24 protein-coding genes and 1 pseudogene are annotated in these 20,797 nt (G+C 64.5%); 4 read left to right on the forward strand and 21 right to left on the reverse strand.

Features of this window, described 5'->3' with window-relative positions; genetic code table 11:
* Nucleotides 1-6 precede the first annotated feature (6 nt).
* The 9 genes from BN2154_RS13990 to BN2154_RS14030 form a co-directional block, all read right to left on the reverse strand.
* A complete protein-coding gene (locus tag BN2154_RS13990) occupies nucleotides 7-1,806 on the reverse strand; it encodes an NADH-quinone oxidoreductase subunit NuoF (protein WP_050619364.1) in 1,800 nt (599 codons plus the stop codon).
* 15 nt (nucleotides 1,807-1,821) lie between these two features.
* Nucleotides 1,822-2,190 carry a (2Fe-2S) ferredoxin domain-containing protein gene (locus tag BN2154_RS13995; RefSeq protein WP_094762524.1) on the reverse strand — a complete coding sequence of 123 codons (369 nt, stop codon included), beginning with the start codon at nucleotides 2,188-2,190 and terminating at the stop codon, nucleotides 1,822-1,824.
* A gap of 60 nt (nucleotides 2,191-2,250) precedes the next feature.
* Nucleotides 2,251-2,790 (reverse strand): ATP-binding protein, encoded by a 540-nt coding sequence (locus BN2154_RS14000; RefSeq protein ID WP_050619365.1) that lies wholly within the window; start codon nucleotides 2,788-2,790, stop codon nucleotides 2,251-2,253.
* A gap of 13 nt (nucleotides 2,791-2,803) precedes the next feature.
* The gene (gene nuoE, locus BN2154_RS14005) at nucleotides 2,804-3,298 is read right to left on the reverse strand and encodes an NADH-quinone oxidoreductase subunit NuoE (protein ID WP_050619366.1); all 495 of its coding nucleotides are present in this window, start codon (nucleotides 3,296-3,298) and stop codon (nucleotides 2,804-2,806) included.
* Nucleotides 3,299-3,453: 155 nt separating this feature from the next.
* Nucleotides 3,454-4,173, reverse strand: a complete 720-nt coding sequence (locus tag BN2154_RS14010; RefSeq protein WP_154666711.1) for a PHP domain-containing protein — start codon at nucleotides 4,171-4,173, stop codon at nucleotides 3,454-3,456.
* Between the two features lie 48 nt (nucleotides 4,174-4,221).
* Nucleotides 4,222-4,548 carry a DRTGG domain-containing protein gene (locus tag BN2154_RS14015; protein WP_050619367.1) on the reverse strand — a complete coding sequence of 109 codons (327 nt, stop codon included), beginning with the start codon at nucleotides 4,546-4,548 and terminating at the stop codon, nucleotides 4,222-4,224.
* Nucleotides 4,545-5,906, reverse strand: coding sequence for a [Fe-Fe] hydrogenase large subunit C-terminal domain-containing protein (locus BN2154_RS14020; RefSeq protein ID WP_050619368.1), 1,362 nt, complete (start codon nucleotides 5,904-5,906; stop codon nucleotides 4,545-4,547). Before BN2154_RS14020 ends, BN2154_RS14015 begins: the two co-directional genes overlap by 4 nt.
* Nucleotides 5,907-5,978: 72 nt before the next feature.
* Nucleotides 5,979-6,398 (reverse strand): ATP-binding protein, encoded by a 420-nt coding sequence (locus tag BN2154_RS14025; protein ID WP_050619369.1) that lies wholly within the window; start codon nucleotides 6,396-6,398, stop codon nucleotides 5,979-5,981.
* 5 nt (nucleotides 6,399-6,403) lie between these two features.
* Complete coding sequence (locus BN2154_RS14030; protein WP_050619370.1) at nucleotides 6,404-6,745, reverse strand: DRTGG domain-containing protein; 342 nt, start codon at nucleotides 6,743-6,745, stop codon at nucleotides 6,404-6,406.
* 273 nt (nucleotides 6,746-7,018) lie between these two features.
* On the opposite strand from BN2154_RS14030, the gene serC reads away from it, so the two are divergent.
* Genes serC through BN2154_RS14045 form a run of 3 tightly spaced genes read left to right on the forward strand, consistent with a single transcriptional unit; the run spans nucleotide 7,019 to nucleotide 9,829 of the window.
* Nucleotides 7,019-8,104 carry a 3-phosphoserine/phosphohydroxythreonine transaminase gene (gene serC, locus BN2154_RS14035; protein ID WP_050619371.1) on the forward strand — a complete coding sequence of 362 codons (1,086 nt, stop codon included), beginning with the start codon at nucleotides 7,019-7,021 and terminating at the stop codon, nucleotides 8,102-8,104.
* A 52-nt stretch (nucleotides 8,105-8,156) separates the two neighbouring features.
* Nucleotides 8,157-9,326 carry a phosphoglycerate dehydrogenase gene (locus tag BN2154_RS14040; RefSeq protein WP_050619372.1) on the forward strand — a complete coding sequence of 390 codons (1,170 nt, stop codon included), beginning with the start codon at nucleotides 8,157-8,159 and terminating at the stop codon, nucleotides 9,324-9,326.
* Between the two features lie 20 nt (nucleotides 9,327-9,346).
* On the forward strand, nucleotides 9,347-9,829 hold the full coding sequence (locus BN2154_RS14045; protein ID WP_094762525.1) for a gamma carbonic anhydrase family protein: 483 nt from the start codon (nucleotides 9,347-9,349) through the stop codon (nucleotides 9,827-9,829).
* Nucleotides 9,830-9,863: 34 nt separating this feature from the next.
* On the opposite strand, the gene BN2154_RS14050 is transcribed toward BN2154_RS14045, so the two are convergent.
* The 5 genes from BN2154_RS14050 to gap all read right to left on the reverse strand — a co-directional run bounded on the left by BN2154_RS14050 (nucleotide 9,864) and on the right by gap (nucleotide 13,398).
* Entirely contained in the window at nucleotides 9,864-10,505 is a 642-nt protein-coding gene (locus tag BN2154_RS14050; protein ID WP_050619374.1) for an ABC-2 transporter permease, read from the reverse strand.
* Nucleotides 10,502-11,350, reverse strand: a complete 849-nt coding sequence (locus BN2154_RS14055; RefSeq protein WP_050619375.1) for an ABC transporter ATP-binding protein — start codon at nucleotides 11,348-11,350, stop codon at nucleotides 10,502-10,504. The genes BN2154_RS14050 and BN2154_RS14055 overlap by 4 nt, the downstream gene beginning before the upstream one ends.
* Nucleotides 11,351-11,352: 2 nt before the next feature.
* Nucleotides 11,353-11,727 carry a GntR family transcriptional regulator gene (locus tag BN2154_RS14060; protein ID WP_050619376.1) on the reverse strand — a complete coding sequence of 125 codons (375 nt, stop codon included), beginning with the start codon at nucleotides 11,725-11,727 and terminating at the stop codon, nucleotides 11,353-11,355.
* A gap of 104 nt (nucleotides 11,728-11,831) precedes the next feature.
* Nucleotides 11,832-12,161, reverse strand: a complete 330-nt coding sequence (locus BN2154_RS14065; RefSeq protein ID WP_050619377.1) for a helix-turn-helix domain-containing protein — start codon at nucleotides 12,159-12,161, stop codon at nucleotides 11,832-11,834.
* A gap of 223 nt (nucleotides 12,162-12,384) precedes the next feature.
* Complete coding sequence (gene gap / locus BN2154_RS14070) at nucleotides 12,385-13,398, reverse strand: type I glyceraldehyde-3-phosphate dehydrogenase (RefSeq protein ID WP_050619378.1); 1,014 nt, start codon at nucleotides 13,396-13,398, stop codon at nucleotides 12,385-12,387.
* Between the two features lie 261 nt (nucleotides 13,399-13,659).
* Between gap and BN2154_RS14075 the strand changes: the two genes are divergently transcribed.
* On the forward strand, nucleotides 13,660-14,727 hold the full coding sequence (locus BN2154_RS14075) for a sensor histidine kinase (protein ID WP_050619379.1): 1,068 nt from the start codon (nucleotides 13,660-13,662) through the stop codon (nucleotides 14,725-14,727).
* A gap of 51 nt (nucleotides 14,728-14,778) precedes the next feature.
* Here BN2154_RS14075 and BN2154_RS14080 read toward each other — a convergent pair whose 3' ends face one another.
* The 7 genes and pseudogenes from BN2154_RS14080 to BN2154_RS14105 form a co-directional block, all read right to left on the reverse strand.
* A complete protein-coding gene (locus BN2154_RS14080) occupies nucleotides 14,779-15,417 on the reverse strand; it encodes a flavodoxin family protein (RefSeq protein WP_050619653.1) in 639 nt (212 codons plus the stop codon).
* 32 nt (nucleotides 15,418-15,449) lie between these two features.
* Nucleotides 15,450-16,034 carry a signal peptidase I gene (lepB, locus tag BN2154_RS14085; RefSeq protein ID WP_050619380.1) on the reverse strand — a complete coding sequence of 195 codons (585 nt, stop codon included), beginning with the start codon at nucleotides 16,032-16,034 and terminating at the stop codon, nucleotides 15,450-15,452.
* 103 nt (nucleotides 16,035-16,137) lie between these two features.
* Complete coding sequence (locus tag BN2154_RS15530) at nucleotides 16,138-16,710, reverse strand: ATP-binding protein (RefSeq protein WP_195892361.1); 573 nt, start codon at nucleotides 16,708-16,710, stop codon at nucleotides 16,138-16,140.
* Nucleotides 16,711-17,661: 951 nt separating this feature from the next.
* Nucleotides 17,662-18,462, reverse strand: a pseudogene (locus BN2154_RS16635) (AAA family ATPase); the annotation flags it as partial.
* Nucleotides 18,459-19,562 carry a metallophosphoesterase family protein gene (locus BN2154_RS14095; protein ID WP_050619381.1) on the reverse strand — a complete coding sequence of 368 codons (1,104 nt, stop codon included), beginning with the start codon at nucleotides 19,560-19,562 and terminating at the stop codon, nucleotides 18,459-18,461. The gene BN2154_RS14095 and the pseudogene BN2154_RS16635, both read right to left, overlap by 4 nt.
* A gap of 19 nt (nucleotides 19,563-19,581) precedes the next feature.
* Nucleotides 19,582-20,361, reverse strand: coding sequence for a TIGR00282 family metallophosphoesterase (locus BN2154_RS14100; protein WP_050619382.1), 780 nt, complete (start codon nucleotides 20,359-20,361; stop codon nucleotides 19,582-19,584).
* Nucleotides 20,358-20,765: a PPC domain-containing DNA-binding protein gene (locus BN2154_RS14105; protein WP_050619383.1), complete on the reverse strand. Its 408-nt coding sequence runs from the start codon at nucleotides 20,763-20,765 to the stop codon at nucleotides 20,358-20,360. The genes BN2154_RS14100 and BN2154_RS14105 overlap by 4 nt, the downstream gene beginning before the upstream one ends.
* Nucleotides 20,766-20,797: the final 32 nt, after the last annotated feature.

The raw sequence follows: 20,797 nt of genomic DNA on the forward strand, positions 1-20,797 counted from the left end.
CCCTCCTTAATGCTTGGAAATGGCGTCGAAGCGGCAGTTGTCCATACAGGTGCCGCACTTGATGCACTTTTCCTGGTCGATGACATGGGGAGCCCGGACCACGCCCGAGATGGCGTCGGTGGGGCAGTTCTTGGCGCACAGGGTGCAGCCCTTACACTTGACCGGGTCGATGACGTAGTGGACCAGGCTCTTGCACACCCCGGCGGGGCAGCGCTTCTCCACCACGTGGGCAATATACTCGTCCCGGAAGTGGTGCAGGGTGGACAGCACCGGGTTGGGGGCCGTCTGGCCCAGACCGCACAGGGCGCTGGCCTTGATGTGGTTGCACAGCTCCTCGATGGTGGTCAGATCCTCCAGCGTGCCCTTGCCCTCGGTAATCTTGGTCAGCAGGTCGTACAGCCGCTTGGTGCCGATCCGGCAGGGGGAGCACTTGCCGCAGGACTCGTCAATGATGAATTCCAGGAAGAACTTGGCGATGTCCACCATGCAGTTGTCCTCATCCATGACGATGAGGCCGCCGGAGCCCATCATAGAGCCGATGGCGCCCAGGGAGTCGTAGTCCATGGGGGTGTCGATGAGGTTGGCGGGGATGCAGCCGCCGGAGGGGCCGCCGGTCTGGGCGGCCTTGAACTTCTTGCCGTTGGGGCAGCCGCCGCCGATCTCCTCGATGACGGTGCGCAGGGGGGTGCCCATGGGGATCTCCACCAGGCCGGTGTTGGTGATCTTACCGCCCAGGGCGAAGACCTTGGTGCCCGTGCTCCCCTTGGTGCCGATGGCGGCGAACTTGTCGGCGCCCTCGTTCAGAATCCAAGTGATGTTGGCGTAGGTCTCCACGTTGTTGAGCAGAGTGGGCCGCTGGAACAGGCCCTTGTTGGCCGGGAAGGGGGGCCGGGGCCGGGGCTCGCCGCGCTTGCCCTCGATGGAGGTCATCAGGGCCGTCTCCTCACCGCAGACGAAGGCGCCCGCGCCCAGGCGCAGCTCCAGGTCGAAATCAAAGCCCGTTTCAAAGATGTTCTTGCCCAGAAGGCCGTACTCCTTGGCCTGCCCAATGGCGATCTCCAGCCGTTTGACCGCGATGGGGTACTCCGCCCGGACGTAGATGTAGCCCTGATGGGCGCCGATGGCATAGCTGGCGATGGTCATGGCCTCGATGACGCTGTGGGGGTCGCCCTCCAGCACGGACCGGTCCATGAAGGCACCGGGGTCGCCCTCGTCGGCGTTGCAGCAGACGAACTTCACGCCGTCGGGGGCGGTGGCGTCGTGGGTGAACTGCCACTTCATGCCGGTGGGGAAGCCCGCGCCGCCGCGGCCCCGCAGGCCGGACAGCTTGATCTGGTCGATGACCTGCTGGGGGGTCTGCTCGGTGAGGGCCCGTCCCAGAGCGGTGTAGCCGCCAGTGCCGATGTACTCGTCAATGTTCTCGGGGTTGATGACGCCGCAGTTGCGCAGAGCGATGCGGAGCTGCTTTTTGTAGAACTGGGTGTCGCTGAGGCTGGTCACCTTCTCGGCGGCGTCGCCCTCCTTGTGCAGCAGCCGCTGCACGATGCGGCCCTTGACGATGTGCTCGCTGACGATCTCTGCCACGTCGGGCACCGTCACGTGGGTGTAAAAGGCCCCCTCGGGGTAGACCAGCACCACAGGCCCCATGGCGCACAGGCCAAAGCAGCCGGTCTTGACCACCCGCACCTCCTGATCCATGCCCTGGGCCTTCAGCTCCTGCTCAAAGGCCTCGATGATGGCCGGACTGTTGGAGGAGGAACAGCCTGTGCCGGTACATACCAGGATATGGGAACGTACAAAGTTCATGTCCACTACCTCCCCTTATTCCGCCGCGCCAATGGTGTACTCGGTCACGACGTTGTGATTGACCAGATGCTCGGTGACAATGCGGGGCACCATCTCCGGCTTCAGCTTCACGTAGGTCACCTTCTCCTCCCCGGGCACGTACACCTCCGCGATGGGCTCCAGGCGGCACACGCCGATGCACCCCGTCTGGGTCACCGTCACGTTCTTCAGTTCCCGCTTGGCCACCTCTTCCAAAAAGGCGGCCAGCACCGGCCGGGCCCCCGCGGCGATCCCACAGGTGGCCATGCCCACCACCACCCGGATGTTGTCCTCGTTGTTCTCCCGCACGTCCATCTGCTTTTGCATCTTCTCACGGATGGCCTTCAGTTCTTCCAGGCTCTTCAAATCAAATTCACTCCTTTAAGCATACCGGGACGGCGCCGCCGCCCGGGTTTGATTCTCTCCTTATGTGATCTCCGCTTCGTTTTCCGCCACGAAGTCCCGCACCCACATGGCCACATCCGGGGAGCTCAGGGGCACGTCCGGCCCCAGGATCTCCCGCACCTGCCGGGTGTCGAACCGGAAGCCGCCCTTCGGCGTGCTTCTGGTATAGGTGATCTCCAGGCCCTCCGGCGCACCCTGGACCAGCAGAGAGACGGTCCCCGGCATGTCCCCCAGCGGGGGGCAGTCGATGCTGGCAGTGTCGAACGCCGCCGTGACGGTGGTGCCCTCCCCCAGCCGGCTGTCCACCTTCATCTGCCCGCCGGTCTGCTCCGCCGCCAGCCGCAGCAGGGGCAGACCCAGCCCCACCTTGCGGGTGGTGCGGGTGGTGGTGAAGGGGTCGGTGACGGTGGCCAAAAACTCCGGCGACATCCCCCGGCCGTCGTCGGCCACGGTGATGGTCAGCCAGCCGTTTTCCTCCGCCAGCGTCAGGTCTAGGGCGCGGGCCCCCGCGGAAATCGAATTCTGGGCAATGTCCAGAATATGTAGCGACAGCTCCTTCACGGACCGGCGCTCCTCACTCGTATTTGTCCAGGATCGCCCCCACCTGATCGGGGGTAAGCCGGCCATACACGTCGTTATTGATCATGATGACGGGAGCCAATCCGCAGGCGCCCACGCAGCGGCAGGCGTCCAGAGAGAATTTCCCGTCCGGAGTGATGCCGCCAGGCTTGATGCCCAGCTTTTTCTCCACAGCCGTCAGCACGTCGGAAGCCCCCTTGACATAGCAGGCGGTGCCCAGGCAGACGGAAATCTGGTATTTCCCCTTGGGATTCAGCGTGAATTGTGCATAGAACGAAGCCACTCCATAGACTTCGGTCAGAGGGATATCCAGGCCCTCGGCCACCATGATCTGAACCTCCTCGGGCAAATAGCCGAAGATCTCCTGCGCGGCCTGGAGCACCGGCATGGTGGCGCCGGGCTGTCCCCTGTGCGCGGCAATCACCTGCTGCAGCCGTTCCTCCTGCTCCTTCGTTCCAGCATACGGAACAACCGTTTTGCAATTTGGCATTTTGCGTTCCTCCTTACTTACTGAATGGCATTTCAAAGCTCGCTGAGATACATTTTAGCGCGTTATCCTGGGAGATACGAGGCAGTCAGACGACAGTTTGTCTAACTTTTTTCGGCATAATGCCCTTTATTAGTTCCCGCAGATAGAATTGCGTTCTATTTTTCACCTCCATAAAGCAGCCAATCCAAGACTGCCCGCGGAGTCCATTCGGGCAGGTACAGGTATTGGCTGGCATCTGCAATCTGATCCAGGTAGTGGGCGTCGGAGCCGGTGATGGTCCGCACCCCGGCCAGATCGGGCCGGCCCGCCGCAAAATCCGGCGGGCAATGACGGGACAGCTCGGCCAGTGGGAAGCCCAGCGCGGGGTCCCAAAAGCCCAGGTTGGAAAGCAAAGCAAACGAAGGGCGGTCGATGTGGGCCGGATAGGCCACGCCGCCGAAGCGGGCCGCCAGCTCCCGGACCTCGTAGACGCCGATGGAGGAGGCTCCGGCCAGCATCCGCCTCTCTTCCCCCAGCACGTTGTCGTCGGCGTCCATATAGATCTGGGGGCCAAAGATATCCCGGTCGTTCTCCAGGGGGGGCAGCCGATCGTAGACCATCCGGCTGAAGGCGTCCGCCGCCGCCAGGTCTGGCAGGAGGCAGACCACGTGGACCTCCTCGGCAGTACACAGCTCCATACCGGGCAGTCCCAGCAGGCCATAGGCCTGACACGCCTGACAGAAGGCCGCGCAGTTGCCGCAGGTGTTGTGGTCGGTGAGGGCGGCCACGTCGAGCCCCGCCAGCTTGCACAGACCGGCGATGGTGGCGGGGGTCATGGCGCCGTCCCCGCAGGGGGACAGGCAGGAGTGGAAATGCAGGTCGAAGGCCGCTTTCATGGCCGGTATCCCCTTTCTCTCCCGCTTTGGGCGGAGGGAGCTGGCCGGTCAGAGCAGTTGCTTCAGCGCGGCCGCGGTATCATAGGTGGACAGCTCGGTGCCCATCAGGTTGATGTCCTGCTGCTGGGCCCGCTGGCGCAGGGCCTCGTCGGGAACCACCCCTTCGGTGAGAATTACGCAGGACACCTCGGCCATCAGCGCCACGGCGGCCACGTTTTGATTGGACATAATGGTAATCCAGGCGTTTCCCGCCTGTGCGCGGCCCATGACCCAGCTCAGCAGGTCGCCCACATACCCGCCGGTGACCTCGCGCTCGGGCTGGGGCAGGGTGAATTCCGTCAGGGCCAGCACATGAGACAGTTCCTTGACCGTCATGATAAGGTTCCTCCTTCTTCCGTATGCGGTTTCTTAGGTGGGATGCTCTGGGGCAGCTTCCGTTTCCGGAAGGGCGCGGGCAGGTATTCGTCGGCGTCTCCGGTACCCGCCATGTACTGCATCCGCTCCCGGACCTTAAAGATGCAGTCCTCCTCGCTGGCCCGGCCCAGGACCACATCCTCGGCCAGGGCGTGGCAGGAGGGCGCCCCGCAGGAGCCGCAATCCAGGCCCGGCAAGGCCCGGTAGAGTTCGTCGATCTTCATCAGCTTTTCCATGGCAAGGCTCCGGTCCTCGTCCAGCAGGAAGGCGGGGACATACTGAAGCTCCTTGTCGAAGCAGACCAGGTCCCGATCCTCCCCCTTCAGATTGAAGCGGTTGCGGGAGACCGGCAGGCCCTTCATCAGATTTTTGATACGCATCCGGGCGCCGTAAGGATTCTCCACCGTCAGGCAGCCCCCCACGCAGCCCTGGACGCAGGCGGACAGCTCGATGAAGTCGGCCTCGGGAAGCCGGCCGTCCTCGATCTCCTCCAGCATGCGGATGCAGTTGCCGATGCCGTCCACGGCCAGGTAGCTCTCCCCCAGCCGGGCGGCGGACTCGCCGCCGCAGTAGGCCCAGCCCACGCCCATGATGCCCGCCGAGGACAAGCTCTCCAGCTCCTGGAGCTCCTTCATGGGGCCCAGCAGCCGCAGGTAGATGTCCCGGATGGCGAAGGCCCCATCCAGCACCGGCTTGGCCAGGGTCTCGGGGTGGTGGGCGGCGGTGACCTGGGAGGAGCAGGGCACGATACCGAACACGCCGATCTGCTCCGGGGGCAGCCCGGTCCGGGCCGTAGCCTCCTTCCGGGCCAGAATGGCGGCCAGCTCCATGGGAGTGATGGTGGAGGTGACGTTGGGGATGAGCTTGGGGAAGCGCATCCGGATGAGGCGCAGAATGGTAGGACAGGCGGAGGAGATCTGGGGCATGACCCGCTTCTCCCCGCTGCTGATGTGCTGCCGGGCGTAGTCGGAGAGGATCTCCGCCGCCTTGGCCGTCTCATACACAGCCTGAAAGCCGATCTTCAGCAGGCCGTTGAGCACGATGTCGATGTCATCCAGGTGCTGGAACTGGCCATAGAGGGCGGGGTCCGGCAGCGCCACCCGGTACTGGAACGGGTCCAGCGCAGACAGGTTGTCGCTGACCGAGCGGATGGCCTTGTGGGGGCAGACCTGGATGCACTTGCCGCAGTCAATACAGCGTTCATTGAGGATCTTGGCCTTGCCGCTGCGGACCCGGATGGCCTCTGTGGGGCAGTTTTTGATGCAGGTGGTGCATCCGCGGCAGCGTTTGTACTCCAATATGACGGAATGCTTCATCATAGGGCGGCACACCTCCATTGGTTTTCGATTCAGCAGGATGGGCGCGGCGCACAGCGGCCCGCGTCCGTCGGATCAGATCCTGATTTTCATGGTCACGGTGGTGCCCACTCCGACGGTGGTGTCGATGTGCATCTCGTCGGAGTAGCGCTTCATATTGGGCAGGCCCATGCCCGCCCCGAAGCCCAGATCCCGGGCCACATCGCCCGCGGTGGTAAAGCCCTCCTCCATGGCCTGGTTCACGTCGGGGATGCCGGGGCCGTGGTCGATGAGGCGCAGCGTGATGGCGTCCATCCCCACGTCCACCTCCACCCGGCCGCCGTCGGCGTGGATGACCATGTTGATCTCGCCCTCATACATGCAGATGGAGGCCCGTCGGATGGCCTCGGCCGGCAGTCCCAGCTTTTTCAACGTCATCTTCATTTTGCTGGAGGCCTCTCCGGCCTGGATCAGGTCTCCGCCGTCCACCTGATACGTCAGTTTGATCTCTCCCATGGTCCCTACTCCCCCGCTAAGCCCGTCGTATACAGCAGGCCGCAGGCGATAAACATGGGCTTTTCCGAGGTCATCACCACGATGTCGCGCTCCCGCGCCATCTCCAAAATGGTCTCGTCAGGCACCTTGCCCCGGACAAAGACAATGCACTTCATATCCATCATCTCGGCGGTGCGCACCACCTGGGGGTTGACCATGCCCGTGAGCAGCAGGGCCTGATCCTTCACATAGGCCAGCACGTCGCTCATAAAGTCGCTGGCACAGGCGGCATGGGCCTCCCAGTCCAGATTCTCCTCGCCGCAGAGCACTTTCGCATCCAAAATCCTTCTGATTTCCCTCAGATACATAGATGTTCCCCCTTGGCGGAGCCGGGACCGGTCCGGTCTCGCCGGGTCTCCGCATGATACCAGTGATACTTCGCTACATATTTTAGCACAGCCTAAGAGAAATGGGAATGTCTTTTTTGTGCTACCCGCCAAACTTTCACAAAGAACGACTTCGGCCGCCCGCCGTTTTTGTCTTACCCTCTCATTGACGGGTCCCCCTTCCTTCTATATAATTAAATTTAACACAGTAAAGCGTTTGATGCTTTGCTGAATTTGCAAGGAGGCTAGCCAACTATGGGAAACGATCGAGTGTACAACTTCTCCGCAGGCCCGTCCATGCTTCCCCTGGAAGTGCTCGAAAGAGCGGGGGCCGAAATCACCAACTATCAGGGTTCCGGCATGTCAGTCATGGAGATGAGTCACCGATCTAAGGTGTTTCAGAAGATCTTTGACGACACCCAGGCCAAGTTCCGCCAGCTCTTCTGCGTGCCGGAGGGGTACAAGATCCTCTTCCTCCAGGGCGGCGCGTCCAGCCAGTTCTCCGCGGCTCCCCTGAACCTGATCGGCCGGACCGGAAAGGCCGACTACGCCGTCACCGGCAACTTCTCCAACATCGCCTATAAGGAGGCCAAAAAGTACGGCGCCATCCGTCTGGCCGCCTCTTCCGAGGACCGCAACCACACCTATATCCCCACCCAGGACCAGCTCCAGTTGGACCCCGAGGCGTCCTATTTCTACTACTGCGCCAACAACACCATCTACGGCACCGAGTGGCAGTACGTCCCCGACACCGGGTCCGTCCCCATTGTATGCGACATGTCCTCGGACATTCTCTCCCGCCCGGTGGATGTGAGCAAATACGGCGTCATCTTCGCCGGCGCGCAGAAGAACATGGCCCCCGCCGGCCTGACGGTGGTCATCATTCGGGAGGATCTGGCCGGCCACGAGCTGCCCTACACCCCCCTGATGATGAACTACAAGACCATGATCGACAAGGACTCCATGTATAACACGCCCCCCTGCTGGTGCATCTACATGCTGGGCCTGGTGCTGGACTGGCTGGAGGCCCAGGGTGGCGTGCCCGGCATGGAGGCCATTAAGCACAAGAAGGCCCAGATGCTCTACGACGTGCTGGACCGCTCCAAGCTCTTCACCTGCGCCGCCGAGGCCGGCTCCCGCTCCGACATGAACGTGACCTTCCGCTCGGTGAGCGAGGAGCTCAACGACAAGTTCGTCCAGGAGGCCGCCGCCGCCGGCTTCACCAACCTGAAGGGCCACCGCAACGTGGGCGGCATGCGCGCGAGCATCTACAACGCCATGCCCACCGAGGGCATTGAGAAGCTCTGCGACTTCATCCAGGACTTTGACAAAACGAATTAAATCGGGCCGCCGGGAGGCGGTCCCGTTCCGATGAAATGGGAGGTAACGAGAGATGTTTCGCATCAAAACCCTCAATAAAATTTCCCCGGCCGGCCTGTCCGTGCTGGATAAAAGCCGTTTCACCGTCTCCGACGACGCGGAAAACGAGGACGGCATTCTGGTCCGCTCCGCGGACATGCAGGACTACCCCTTTCCCGAGAATCTGCGCGCCATCGCCCGGGCGGGCGCCGGCACCAACAACATCCCCATCGCCCGCTGCTCCGAGGCGGGCATCGTGGTGTTCAACACCCCCGGCGCCAACGCCAACGCGGTGAAGGAACTGACGGTGTGTGCCCTGCTGCTGGCCTCCCGCGACGTGGTGGGCGGCGCCGACTGGGTGAAGCTCCAGGCGGGCTCCGGGGCCGACGTGGCCGCCGCCGTGGAGAAGGGCAAGAGCCAGTTCGTGGGCCCCGAGCTCATGGGGAAGACCCTGGGCGTCATCGGCCTGGGCGCCATCGGCGTACAGGTGGCCAACATCGCCACCAAGCTTGGCATGACCGTGTACGGCTACGACCCCTTCCTGTCGGTGGACGCGGCGCTGTCCCTGTCCCGGTTCGTCCACCGGGCCATGGACCTGGAGACCATTTACAAAAACTGCGACTACATCACCCTTCACGTGCCCCAGACCCCCGAGACCCGCGGCATGATCAACACCGACGCCATCAACATGATGAAGGGCCATGTGCGCATCCTCAACCTGGCCCGGGGCGGTCTGGTCAACGACGACGACATGCTGGCGGCTCTGGAGACCGGCCGGGTGGCGGCCTACGTCACCGACTTCCCCAACAACAAGATCGTCCAGGGCAAGCGGGTGGTGGCCATTCCCCACTTGGGCGCCTCCTCCCCCGAGAGCGAGGAGAACTGCGCCGTCATGGCGGCCCAGGAGTTGAAGGACTATCTGGAGAACGGCAACATCCGCAACGCGGTGAACCTGCCCAGCCTGGTCCAGGACTGGAGCGGCGAGACCCGGCTGTGCATCATCCACCGCAACGTGCCCAACATGCTGGCCTCCGTCACCACGGTCCTCTCCCGGGAGCATGTGAACGTGGAGAATATGACCAACAAATCCCGTGGAGAATACGCCTATACCATCGTGGACGTGAGCGCCCGGGTGGGCGACGCGGTGGCCAACGAGCTTCGGGCCATCGACGGCATCCTGCGGGTCCGCGTTCTGAATCACTGATGGAAAAAGGAGGCGCTTCCATGACCATCCATGAGACCGCCTGGATCGCCCCGGGCGCCCACGTCTCCGGCGATGTGACCATCGGCCCCGGCTGCGGCGTGTGGTACAACGCGGTTATCCGGGGGGATGAGTGCCCCATCTCCATCGGGGCGCGCAGCAACCTTCAGGACTGCGGCGTCATCCACGGCTCGGCGGGCTGCACCGTGGCCATCGGGGACGACGTGAGCATCGGCCACGGGGCCATCGTTCACGGCTGCACCGTGGAGGACGGCGCCATGATCGGTATGGGGGCCGTGGTCCTCAACGGGGCCCGGGTGGGCAAAGGGGCTCTGGTGGCCGCCGGGGCCCTGGTGCCCGAGGGCATGGAGATTCCGGCCGGCATGGTGGCCATGGGCAACCCGGCCAAGGTCCGCCGCCCTCTGCGGGACGCGGAGCGGGCGTACCTGCTCCACGCCGCCGCGGAGTATGCGGCCCTGGCCCAGAACAACCGCAGCAAAGACTAGGATGAGGCGCGGACGAATGTCCGCGCCTCATCTTTTACAGCTCTTTTTTCCCGTAAATCTGCAGGGAAACAGCGTAGGATACCATCAGGGCGGCCGCCGCCGCAACCGGCATCAGCAACGCCGCCGCCCCGGTCAGCCACGCGATGCCGGTCTCGGTGGCGGAGATCACCCCCATCAGGATCACCACACCCGCCGTGCCGACCCCCATGGCGATCATGAAAAAGATGCGGCTCTTCTGCGTCCCGAACCGAAAGATGAGGGGCAGCAGGATGGCGTTCAGGATACCGCCCGCGCAGACGGTGATCATAGACGCCTCCAGACACTCTCCCAGCGTACCGTCGCCGTGGATGCCAAAGGCGTACATACTCGCCTGAATGCCCGCGCACAGGGCCAGCCCGACCGCCAGCAACAGCACAGTGAAAAGGTATTTGGCCCCCACCACGCCCCGCCGTCCGGCGGGAGTCGCGGCCGCCAGCTTTTCCCACCCCGACTGCTCGTCGTAGGCGAAGGTGTTGATGGGCAGCAGGATGAGCATCATCACCGCCAGGAACGATAGGAAGGAGACCCCGTCGTATACCCCCATCATGGACAGGAACGCAAACACGCCGAACATGAACAGGTAGCTGCGCCCCATGCTCTTGACAACGTAGAAATCCTTCCGGACCAATCCGCTCATGCCTCATCCCCCCTTACCGTAAACAGCATGATGTCCTCCAATGTCACCGGGTCCACCGTCAGGCCGGGATACCGGCGGACAAAGGTCCTCCGGTCCTTCACCAGCGCCTCGCAGCCGAACTGGCCCCGGCGGACGCCGGCCAGGCAGGCCGGGTCCACCCGCTCCAGGTCGCCGCGGCCGCACACCAGCCGCCCATAGGCCTCCAGCAGCTCGTCCTTGGCCCCCTGGACCGCCACCCGCCCCTTGTGGAGGTAGGTGATGTAGTCCGCCGCCTTCTCCAGGTCGCTGGTGATGTGGCTGGAGATCAGAACGGCGTGGTCCTCCTCCTGGATAAAATCCAGGAATTCGTCCAGAATCTCGTTGCGCACCACCGGGTCCAGCCCTCCGGTGGCCTCGTCCAGCAGGAGCAGCTTGGGCCGGTGGCTCAGGGCGACGGCGATGCCCAGCTTCATTTTCATCCCCCGGGAGAATTCCTTGATCTTCTTGTCCCTGGGCAGGCCGAATTTGGCCAGATAGTGCTCGTACAGCGCCGGGTCCCAGGCCGCGTAGAGCCCGGCGAAGATCTTCCCCACCTGCGGGGCCCGGAGCACCTCGTGAAAGCTGCTCTCATCCAGCACCACGCCGATGTCCTCCTTGGCCTCCTCCGGAGCCCTGCCCAGCAGGGAGATCTCCCCGCCGTCGGGCCGCACCAGCCCCAGCAGGCACCGGATAACGGTGGATTTGCCCGCGCCGTTCTCGCCGATCAGGCCCAGGATGGTGCCGCCCGGCACCGTCAGGTCCACATGATCCAGCCGAAAGTCTCCGTAGTCCTTACACAGGCCCCTTACTTCAATGGCATTGTTCATGGTCACTCGTCTCCATATAGAATCGTCAATGTCTGTTCCAGCTCCTCCAGGGTGACGCCCCCGCCCTTGGCCAGATCCACCGCCTGGGACAGGTGCTCCTCCACCCTGCGCAGGGTCTCCTCCCGGACCAGCTCCAGGTCCCGGGCGGCCACAAAGCAGCCCTTGCCGGGAACGGTGGTGAGAAAGCCCTCCCGCTCCAGCTCCTCGTAGGCCCGCTTGGTGGTGATGACGGAAATGCGCAGGTCCTTGGCCAGCAGCCGCATCGAGGGAAGGGCCTCCCCCTCGCGCAGATCTCCCCGCAGAATGAGGCCCTTCATCTGCCGGGTGATCTGTTCGTAAATGGGCACGCCGCCGGAATTGCTGATAATGATGTCCATGTTCCACCTCGAGATGTGTTACTGTATATATCCAGCATGTACAGTATAAACGCAATGCCGCCCCTTGTCAATAGGGGCGGCATTTTTTGAGGCTGGTATCTTGGTCACCTGGTCTCCCGTTCCTCCAAAAACTCAACCAGCTTGGTCACCACCTGGCGGTCCGCGCCGGTCAGCACCCGGAGCTTGGCGATGAGGTCCTGCTCCGTTTGCGAAAGTATAACTGGCTTCTCTGGATAATCACTCAACCCGAGCAGATAATCCGCCGTCACATTAAAATAGATGGCAAGTTTTGCTGCAATATCACCCGGAATCTTGCTTACGCCTGTTACATAGTTGCTTAATGTACTTGGAGAAATGCCAATTTCGGAGGCAATCGCCTTTTGCTTTTTATCGCTGTCACTGATCAGCGCCTTTAGCCTTACATTGCTATCCATATCAATCACCCAGCGCCATTATTCTAAAATTTATGGCCCAGATGTTTAATATTCCAATATTTATATCAATTATTCCATTAATAAAAATAGTGCTTAATTTTATTCCATATTTTTGTTATTCTTTTATTGGGAGACCTTCCCAAAAAATCCCCTGTGCCCACAAACGGGGGATAAAGAAACCGGCCCCCGCCGATATGGCGGGGCCCGGTCTTTGTATCACTTTTTACTTGTGGTCCACGGAGCTCATATACTGGATGAGGTCCACGACCTTGTTGGAGTAACCCCACTCGTTGTCATACCAAGACACAACCTTCACGAAGGTGTCGGTCAAAGCGATGCCGGCCTTGGCGTCGAAGATGGAGGTGCGGGGATCGCTGATAAAGTCGGAGGACACCACATCCTCGTCGGTGTAGCCCAGCACGCCCTTCAGCTCGCCCTCGGAGGCGGCCTTCATGGCGGCGCAGATCTCGTCGTACTTGGCGGGCTTGGCCAGGTTGACGGTCAGGTCCACCACGGACACATCCAGGGTGGGCACACGCATAGACATGCCGGTCAGCTTCCCGTTCAGGGAGGGGATGACCTTGCCCACGGCCTTGGCCGCGCCGGTGGAGGAGGGGATGATGTTGTAGGTGGCCGCGCGGCCGCCGCGCCAATCCTTCTTGGAGGGGCCGTCCACGGTCTTCTGGGTGGCGGTGACGGAGTGGACGGTGGTCATCAGGCCGTCGGTGATGCCGAACTTGTCGTGCAGGACCTTGGCGATGGGGGCCAGGCAGTTGGTGGTGCAGGAGGCATTGGACACAAAGTTCATGCTGGAATCATAGGTTGTATTGTTGACGCCCATGACAAACATGGGGGTGTCGTCCTTGGAGGGGGCGCTCATGATGACCTTTTTGGCGCCGGCATCCAGGTGACCCTGGGCCTTCTCCTTGGTCAGGAACAGGCCGGTGGACTCCACCACATACTCGGCCCCGATCTCGCCCCAGGGAATCTCGGCGGGGCTCATCTTGGCGTAGACCATGACCTTGTGGCCGTTGACGGTGATGCTGCTGTCGTCATAGCTGATCTCACCGTTGAATCTGCCGTGGATGGTATCATACCGCAGCATATAGGCCATGTAGTCAGGGGTCATGCCGGGGTCGTTGATGCCCACAAATTCTACGTCGGGCCGCTCCAGGCCGGCGCGGAATACCAGACGACCGATTCTGCCGAAGCCGTTGATGCCGATTTTAATGCTCATAGCTGCAATCTCTCCTTTTCGAAGTCAAAAATAGTTTCATCTCTGACAGGAGCCATTATACATCATATTTTCGATTTTGCCAAGAGGGTTTTTCAATGAAATTTAGTTTACTTTCGATTGTAAGGTGCGCCCGGTGCAGATATTTCGACCAAATTCGACTTTTTCTCTTGTAGCGCCCCCCAAGATTTGGTACACTGAAGATAATTGGTTTTTCCGTTTCCTGCGCATGCTACTTCCATGACCCTTTAAGGAGGTCTTGTCTTGTCGCCCGTTGCCTTTGAAGTGGCGCAGTTGTTTGACGGCTTTCCCGAGCCGGTGCTGATCCTTCGGGATCGTGAGGTCCGCTACCGGAACCCGGCGGCGGAGCGGCTGTTTCCTGCTCTCCGGGACCGCGCCACGCTCCCGGAGGACCTCTCCGCCCTCCTCCCCGAGTGTGAAGCTCCCGCTGTGGTGACGGCCCGCATCGGCGGCGGCAACTACCGGCTGAGTGTCCAGAACACGTCTCTGGGCGCACTGGTCATCCTGCGCTCCGCCCCGGCGGCGGCCGCCGCCTCGTCCGAGCGGCTGTCCCGCTACCTGCGGCAGCAGACCGCCGGCCTGGCCGCCGCCCTCCAGCGGCTGGGCGCCGACCCGGAGGGGCTGGACCCCGCCCGGCAGGTCCGCTATCTCTCCATCGCCAACCAGGGGCTCTACCGCCTTCTGCGGCTGGCCGACCACCTGGACTTTCTGGAGCGGGACGACGCCTCCCTTTACCGCCCCGCCCCCATGGACCTGGCCGGGCTGTGCCGGGAACTGGGGCGCGAGATCTCCGGCGTGGCGGCGGCCGCCGGGTACGGCTTTGCGTATGAATCCGAGCTGGCCAGTCTGCTGACGCTGGGGGACCCCTCGCTGCTGCGCCGGATGCTGCTGGCCCTGCTCTCCAACGCCATGAAGGCCGCGGGCCCCGGCGGGAAGCTGGGCCTCCGGCTGGCCAGGTCCGGTCAGCGGGCCGTCCTCACCGTGTGGGACGGAGGAAACGGCCTTGCCGAGGGAGACCTGTCCCTGCTGTTCGGGGGGGAGCCCGACGGCGGCCGGGCCGGGACCGGGCTGGGCACGGGTCTGGAATCGGTACGGCGTATCGCCGCGCTCCACGGCGGCAGCGTCATGGTAGCGAGCCGGGAGGGCGACGGCCTGCGGGTCGTGGTCTCCCTGCCCATTCGTGACACCGCCGGGATGTTCCTTCGCGCGCCGGCGGCCTCTTACGACCCCTCTGGAGGCTTTTCACCCCTGTTGCTGGAGCTCTCGGATGTGCTTCCCGCCGAGCTCTACCGTCCGGAGGACGTGGAGTAGCCCCCCTACAACCGCCAAAGAGGCGGGCAGCAAATGCTGCCCGCCTCTTTTTCATCGAATCAGGTTGAGATATCCCCGCTTCTCCCGGGGCTCCACGGGGATCTGTGCCCGGCCAAGAGCCACCGCCTGGAGCAGCCAGGCCATGTTCTTGCCCAGGGCCCGGAGGTAAACCTGTCCCTCGGTATCCCGCTCCACATCGCCGGGCTTGAGGCCGTAGACCAGCGGCCAGTTGGTGGTGGAGGGAAGAAACATCTCGGCGCAGTTGAGGTACCGCTGGAGGCAGTCCAGCGTGGTGCGCCCGCCGGGCCGCCGGGCCACGGCCACCGCCGCGCCCACCTTGTACCGGAAGGCGCCGCCGCAGTTGTAGTCTCCAGCGAAGAACACCCGGTCCAAAAAGGACTTCATGGGGCCGGGCACGTCGCCGTAGTAGGTGGGGGCCCCCAGCAGGACTCCGTCCGCCGCCCGGATCTTCTCAATGGCGGTGTTGACGCCGTCTTCCGGCAGCACGCACCGGCTATCCTTGTTTCTGGCGCACTGGTTGCAGGCTGCGCAGCCGCGGATGGGCAGATGGCCCACCTGAACGATCTCAGCCGTGATCCCGGCGGCTTCCAGTTGCTCGGTGACGGCCCGCAGGGCGGCATAGGTGTTTCCCTTTTCGTGGGGGCTTCCGTTAAATGCGATGACATGCATGGCGGAGGTCTCCTTTCTGTCCGGGGCGCCGTTCATTCGATGACGCCGAAATCCTGGAAGGGCAGCAGCACGAACCGCGCCCGGCCCAGCACATACCGCACATCCACCGTACCTAAGCGGGGGTCCCGGCTGTCGGAGGACTTGTTGCGGTTGTCGCCCATGACAAAGATGGACCCCTCCGGCACCTCCACATGGGTGGCGTAATCCGGGGGCAGCTCGTACATGGCCTCGTTGATATAGTCCTCCTCCAGCGCAACCCCATCCACGGCGACGGTGCCGGCGGCATAGTCGATGTCCACGGTCTGCCCCCCTACGGCGATGACCCGCTTGACAATGGGTTGGGCCATAAAGGATTCTTTGGTCAGCACCACGATGTCCCCCGGCTTGGGCTCGTAGCCGATGGATTGGAGCAGCAGCATATCCTTGTCGTGGAGGGTGGGCACCATGGAGGAGCCCTGCACCCCGATGACCCGGCCCACAAAGGTAAAGAGGAGGATGAGGCTGACCAGGGCCATGACCAGGGCCTGGAGCCAGAAGTACAGGTCCACCTTGAAGGCGTCGCCGCCGCTCAGGTTCTCCTCCCGGCCCTCAGGCGGCCGTTTTTGTTCTTCAGACATGGGTATCAACTCCCCGCGGAACACATTCATAATTGGAGTACATTATACGGCATCCCGCGCCGGAATGCAAGGGAAGGCGCCCGTGGTCCGCGGTATTTCCACCTCAGCCCCGCCCCTCCCGCCACGCCGCCTCCCGGCCGTGGCAGGTAAACAGCAGCACCTGCCGCCCCCGGGCGTATTCCTCCAGGGTCTCCAGGGCCAGGGCCATGCGGCCGTCGTCAAAGTCGGCCAGGGCGTCGTCCAGCACCAGAGGAGCCGGATCGGCGGCCGGCAGGGCCAGGTCGCACACCGCCAGGCGTACCGCCAGGTAGAGCTGGTCCACGGTGCCCCGGGACAGGCTGAGGGCCCGGCGGGGCAGCACGTCCCCGGCGGGGCGGACGCTGGCCTCCAACTCCCGGTTGAGGGCGATGGAGGCATAGCGGCCCCCGGTGAGGGCGGCGAAGAGCTCCCCCGCCCGGCGGTTGAGCTCCGGGGAAAACCGGGCCTGGAGCTGGGCGTTGGCCTCGTCCAGGACCTCCAGGGCCAGGCTCAAGGCCCGGTATTCCCCCTGACGGCGTTCCAGCTCCCGCTCCAGCGCGTCCCGGCCGGCCTCCAGCGCGTCCGGGTCCCCCAGGGCGGTCCGGCGGCCCTGGAGGGCGGCCAGCTCCCGCTCCAAGCGGGAGAGCTCTCCGTTCACCGCCGCCAGGGCGGCGGCGGTTTCGGCGGGGCTGTGGGGCTGTCTCTTTTACACAACTTGGTGGGGTTAAAAGACAGGCCAAGACACAACCTTCACGAAGGTGTCGGTCAAAGCGATGCCGGCCTTGGCGTCGAAGATGGAGGTGCGGGGATCGCTGATAAAAGGAGGAGGCGTCCCCTCCGCCGGGGCAGGGCCCTCGGGCATGGGAATGGAGGCCACCAGCTTCCGGGCCCCCTCCGCCTTCACCCGTGCGGTGGCGACGCGCTCGTCCAGGGACAGGGCACGGGACAGGGCGGCGGAAACGCCGAAGGGGTCGGTCACGGCGGGGGCAAAGCCGTGGACAAAAGCCAGCAGGCCCAGCCACAACCGTTCCCTCTGGGTGTCCAGATCCCGGATGGACTGTTCCACCGCCTCGGAACGCCGGCGGGCCTCCTCCACGTCCACCCACCTTTCCCGGTAGGCATTGGCCCGAGCAAGGATGTCGTCGGGGAATTGGCTCTCAGAGCGGGCGAGGATGGCCCTCCGTTCCCGGTCCCACTCCCGCCGACTCTTTCGGGCGGCCAGCAGGAATCCCACGCCTGCCGCCAGTTCCAGCCCGGCGGCCGCAAAAAACAGGTAATTCCCCTGGGAGAGCGCGCCGGCGCCCCCGAAGGCCGCGGCGGCCAGCAAAAGCAGCACCCCTGCCACAATTTGGGGCGTCGCCTTCTTTTGTTCCAGCGCCCGGACCCGCGCGGCGTCCTCATTGGCCCGCTTCCACGCCTGGTCCGGGTCCATACCGTCAAATACCGGGTCCGCCGCCGCCTGCTCGGCACGGTCCACCGCCCGCCGGGCGGGCTCCCGCTGGTTCTGCGCCTCCTTTTGACTGGCCTCCAGGGTCTTGAGATAGGCCAGCTCCCCCTGGGCCTGCCGCAGCTTCTCTTTGTCGGGCAGGGGCCCGGCCTCGGCCTCCAGGTCCGCCAGCTCCTTTCGGGCGGCCTCCAGCTCGGCCACGGCAGCCTTGTACTGCTCCCGCCGGGCCCATTCCTGCCGGGCCTTCTGGGCGGCGGCTTCCGCCTCCAGCGCCCCTTTTCGTGCCGTCAGCTCGTCCCGCTGGCTCTCCGCCTCGCCGGCCTGTCGGGTGAGCTGCCGCATCTGGGCCAGCTCCCCCTCTATCCCGGTTCGCTCCTCCTCCAGCCGGGGGATGAGCCCGGTCTTGTTGTGCCTGCGGCGGTTGAGCCACCCCCGCAGGGTCTTTTCCGTCTGGGAGTAGGACACGTCCTCCTCCCCGGAGGACACCAGGGCGGCGATGCGCTTTTCCAGGTCCGGGTCGGCGTCAATGGGCACCCCGGACTGACCCACGAAGGCGGTGCGCTGGAACGTCTCCCGGCCCACCCCCAGCAGGACCTCCCCGCAGTTTTCCGCCGTCAGACCGGATACGGCCTCCCCCGTGCCGGTATAGACCGCCTCGAAACCGCCGAAGGGGCTGGCCCCCTTGGCAAACCGGCGCAGGGTGATGTCCTGCCCCCTCCAGGTCAGCTCGATCTCCCCGGCCATGGGGGCGCCGGACCAGGGGGCGTAGCGGTTCTTCTCCGCCAGGGCGGTCCTGGTGTCCCGCTCCCGGGTGGGAATGCCGTAGAGCATGGCCCGCAGGAAGGCGCACCAGGTGGACTTGCCCGCCTCGTTGGGGGCGGTGAGAATGTTCAGGCCCTCCCTCAGCTCCAGGACGGCCCCGTCCAGCTTGCCGAAGGTGGCGGTCATTTTTTTGATCCTCATGCCATGGGCTCCTCCCTATGCTCCAGCGCCGCCAGCCCAAAGCGGACGGCCCGCTCCAGGTCGGCGCGCGCCCCGTCGTCGGCCGCGGCAGCCAGGCGCTCCTGCATCCGACGCAGGAACAGCCCCGTGAGGGTGTCCTCCCCGGCCCGATCCCACAGGTCCCGGGGGACCGCCGTCTCGTCCCGGAGCTCGGCGCGGTAGAACCGGGCGGCGGCCACCGCCTCCAAGGGCGCCAGGTCCAGCCCCTCCACTCCGCTCTCCCCGGTGAGCCGGATGCGCACGATGTCCTCCGCCCCGTCGTCGGGCAGGGCGGCGGCCAGGGCGGAGGCGGGGTCGGGGCCGGACACGTCGGCCTCCAGGACGCGGTAGCGGCGGCGGGCCAGAGGCACGAATTCCTCCTCCACTCCGCCGTCGTCCCGGACCGTGATCCACAAGCAGCCCTTGTCCCCCAGCTCGTCGAAGCCCCGCCCCTCGGGGCAGCCGGGGTAGGCCCAGAAGGTCTCTCCCGCCCGCCGGAGGCCCGACCGGGCGTGGATGTGCCCGAGGGCCAGATAGGTCAGGCCCGAAGCGGCGATCTCCTCCGGCCCGATGGGGCCGTAGCGCCCCCGGCCCTCCACGTCCCCGTGGAGGACCCCCAGGTGGAGCCGTCCGTCCGCCGGGGCGGCAAAGCCCGCCAGGGGTGAATCCTCCCGGGCGGGGGCGGTGAAGGCCGCCCCCCAGACGGTGCAGGCCTTTCCCTCCAGCTCCACCGGCGTCAGCCCGGCCCGGCGAAAGAGATGCACGTTGTCCGGCCAGGCCAGCCGGGCGTAAGGGGACCGGGCGCTGTAAAAGTCATGGTTGCCCGGGGCGATAAACACCGGGCAGCCGGTCTGCCCCAGGGTCCGGACCAGGGCCTGTCCGGTCTCGGCATAGAGCTCGCCGCCGTCGAACAGGTCGCCGGAGAGCAGCACCAGGTCGGCTCCGCGGCTCCGGGCCAGCTCGGCCAGGCGGGCGAGCAGCTCCCGCTGCTCCCCCCGGCGCTCGGCGGCCTGCTCGGCGTTCAACGAGGCGAAGGGCGCATCCAAATGGAAGTCTGCCGCGTGTAAGATCTGTATGGGCATACTTGCTCCTTTCCAGGCGTCATTCTGCGATGTCCACCCGCTCCACATGCACGCACCTTTTCGTCTCCGTGTCAAGGGAGAAGAGGACGGCCTCCAGCTTGCAGGGGCCGGGGGCAGGCTCAAAGCGCATGGGCAGCCCCCCCAGGAAGCGGTTGACGGCCTGCTCGTGCTTCATGCCCAGCACCGACCGGGCCGGGCCGGTCATGCCCAGGTCAGTGACGAAGCCCAGTCCCCGGTCCAACACCTGGCAGTCGGCGGTGGGCACATGGGTGTGGGTCCCCCAAAGGGCCTGCACCCTGCCGTCCAAATAGTAGGCCATGGCCCCCTTTTCGCTGGTGGCCTCTGCGTGGAAGTCCACCAGGCACAGGTCGGCGTCCAGGTGGCGCAGAAGCCGGTCCGCCACGGTGAAGGGGTTGTCGAAGTTGGAGTCCATCTCGCACCGGCCGATGAGGTTCATCACAGCCACGCGCAGGCCACGCGGCCCTTCGTAGATTCCCAGTCCCCGGCCGGGGACCCGGCTGGTGTAGTTGGCAGGCCGCAGGAGCCAGGACACATCGTCCAGCAGGTCCTTGATCTGGATGCGGTTCCAGGTGTGGTTGCCCAGGGTGACCACGTCGGCCCCGGCCGCATAGATGGCCCTGGCCTGCCGGGGCAGGATCCCCACGCCGGAGGCGTTCTCCCCGTTGACCACCGTGAAGTGGACGCCGTGGAGCTTCTGCACGGAGCGCAGGTGCTGCTCCAAAAAGGCCAGGCCCTGCTCGCCCACCACGTCGCCCACCGCCAAAACGTTCATGATCATGCTCGTTCCTCCAAAGATAAAATCGCCAGCTCGTCGTAGCCGGTCTCCCCGTCCCACTCCGCCCCGAAGCGGACTCCGTCCAGCTCCAGAAGCACCACCTCGGCGGTGGTGTTGACGATGCAGCCCTCCATCAGGTGGCCGCCCAGGACGGTCAGGTCCTCCCGGGCCAGGGAGATGTGCAGATGGGTCCGCGCCGCCGAGAGGGTCCCCATGAGGGAGACGATCTCCAGCGGCTCGTTCAGCTCCCGCACCGTGACGCCGGAGGCGTCCCGCACCCGGGCCCGGGTGACGCAGCCCACCCCCGAGACCACCGTCCCGGCGGCGATGCGGCGAGTCCGGGCATACTCCTGCAGGGCCTTCAGCAAATCACTCCCCCGGCGCAGCCGGAACACATGGGTCTTCATACGCTCCCCCCGTTCTCAGGGTTTTTATTATA

The sequence above is a fragment of the Intestinimonas massiliensis (ex Afouda et al. 2020) genome, assembly GCF_001244995.1.
In the GTDB taxonomy this organism is placed as follows: Bacteria; Bacillota; Clostridia; order Oscillospirales; family Oscillospiraceae; genus Intestinimonas; species Intestinimonas massiliensis.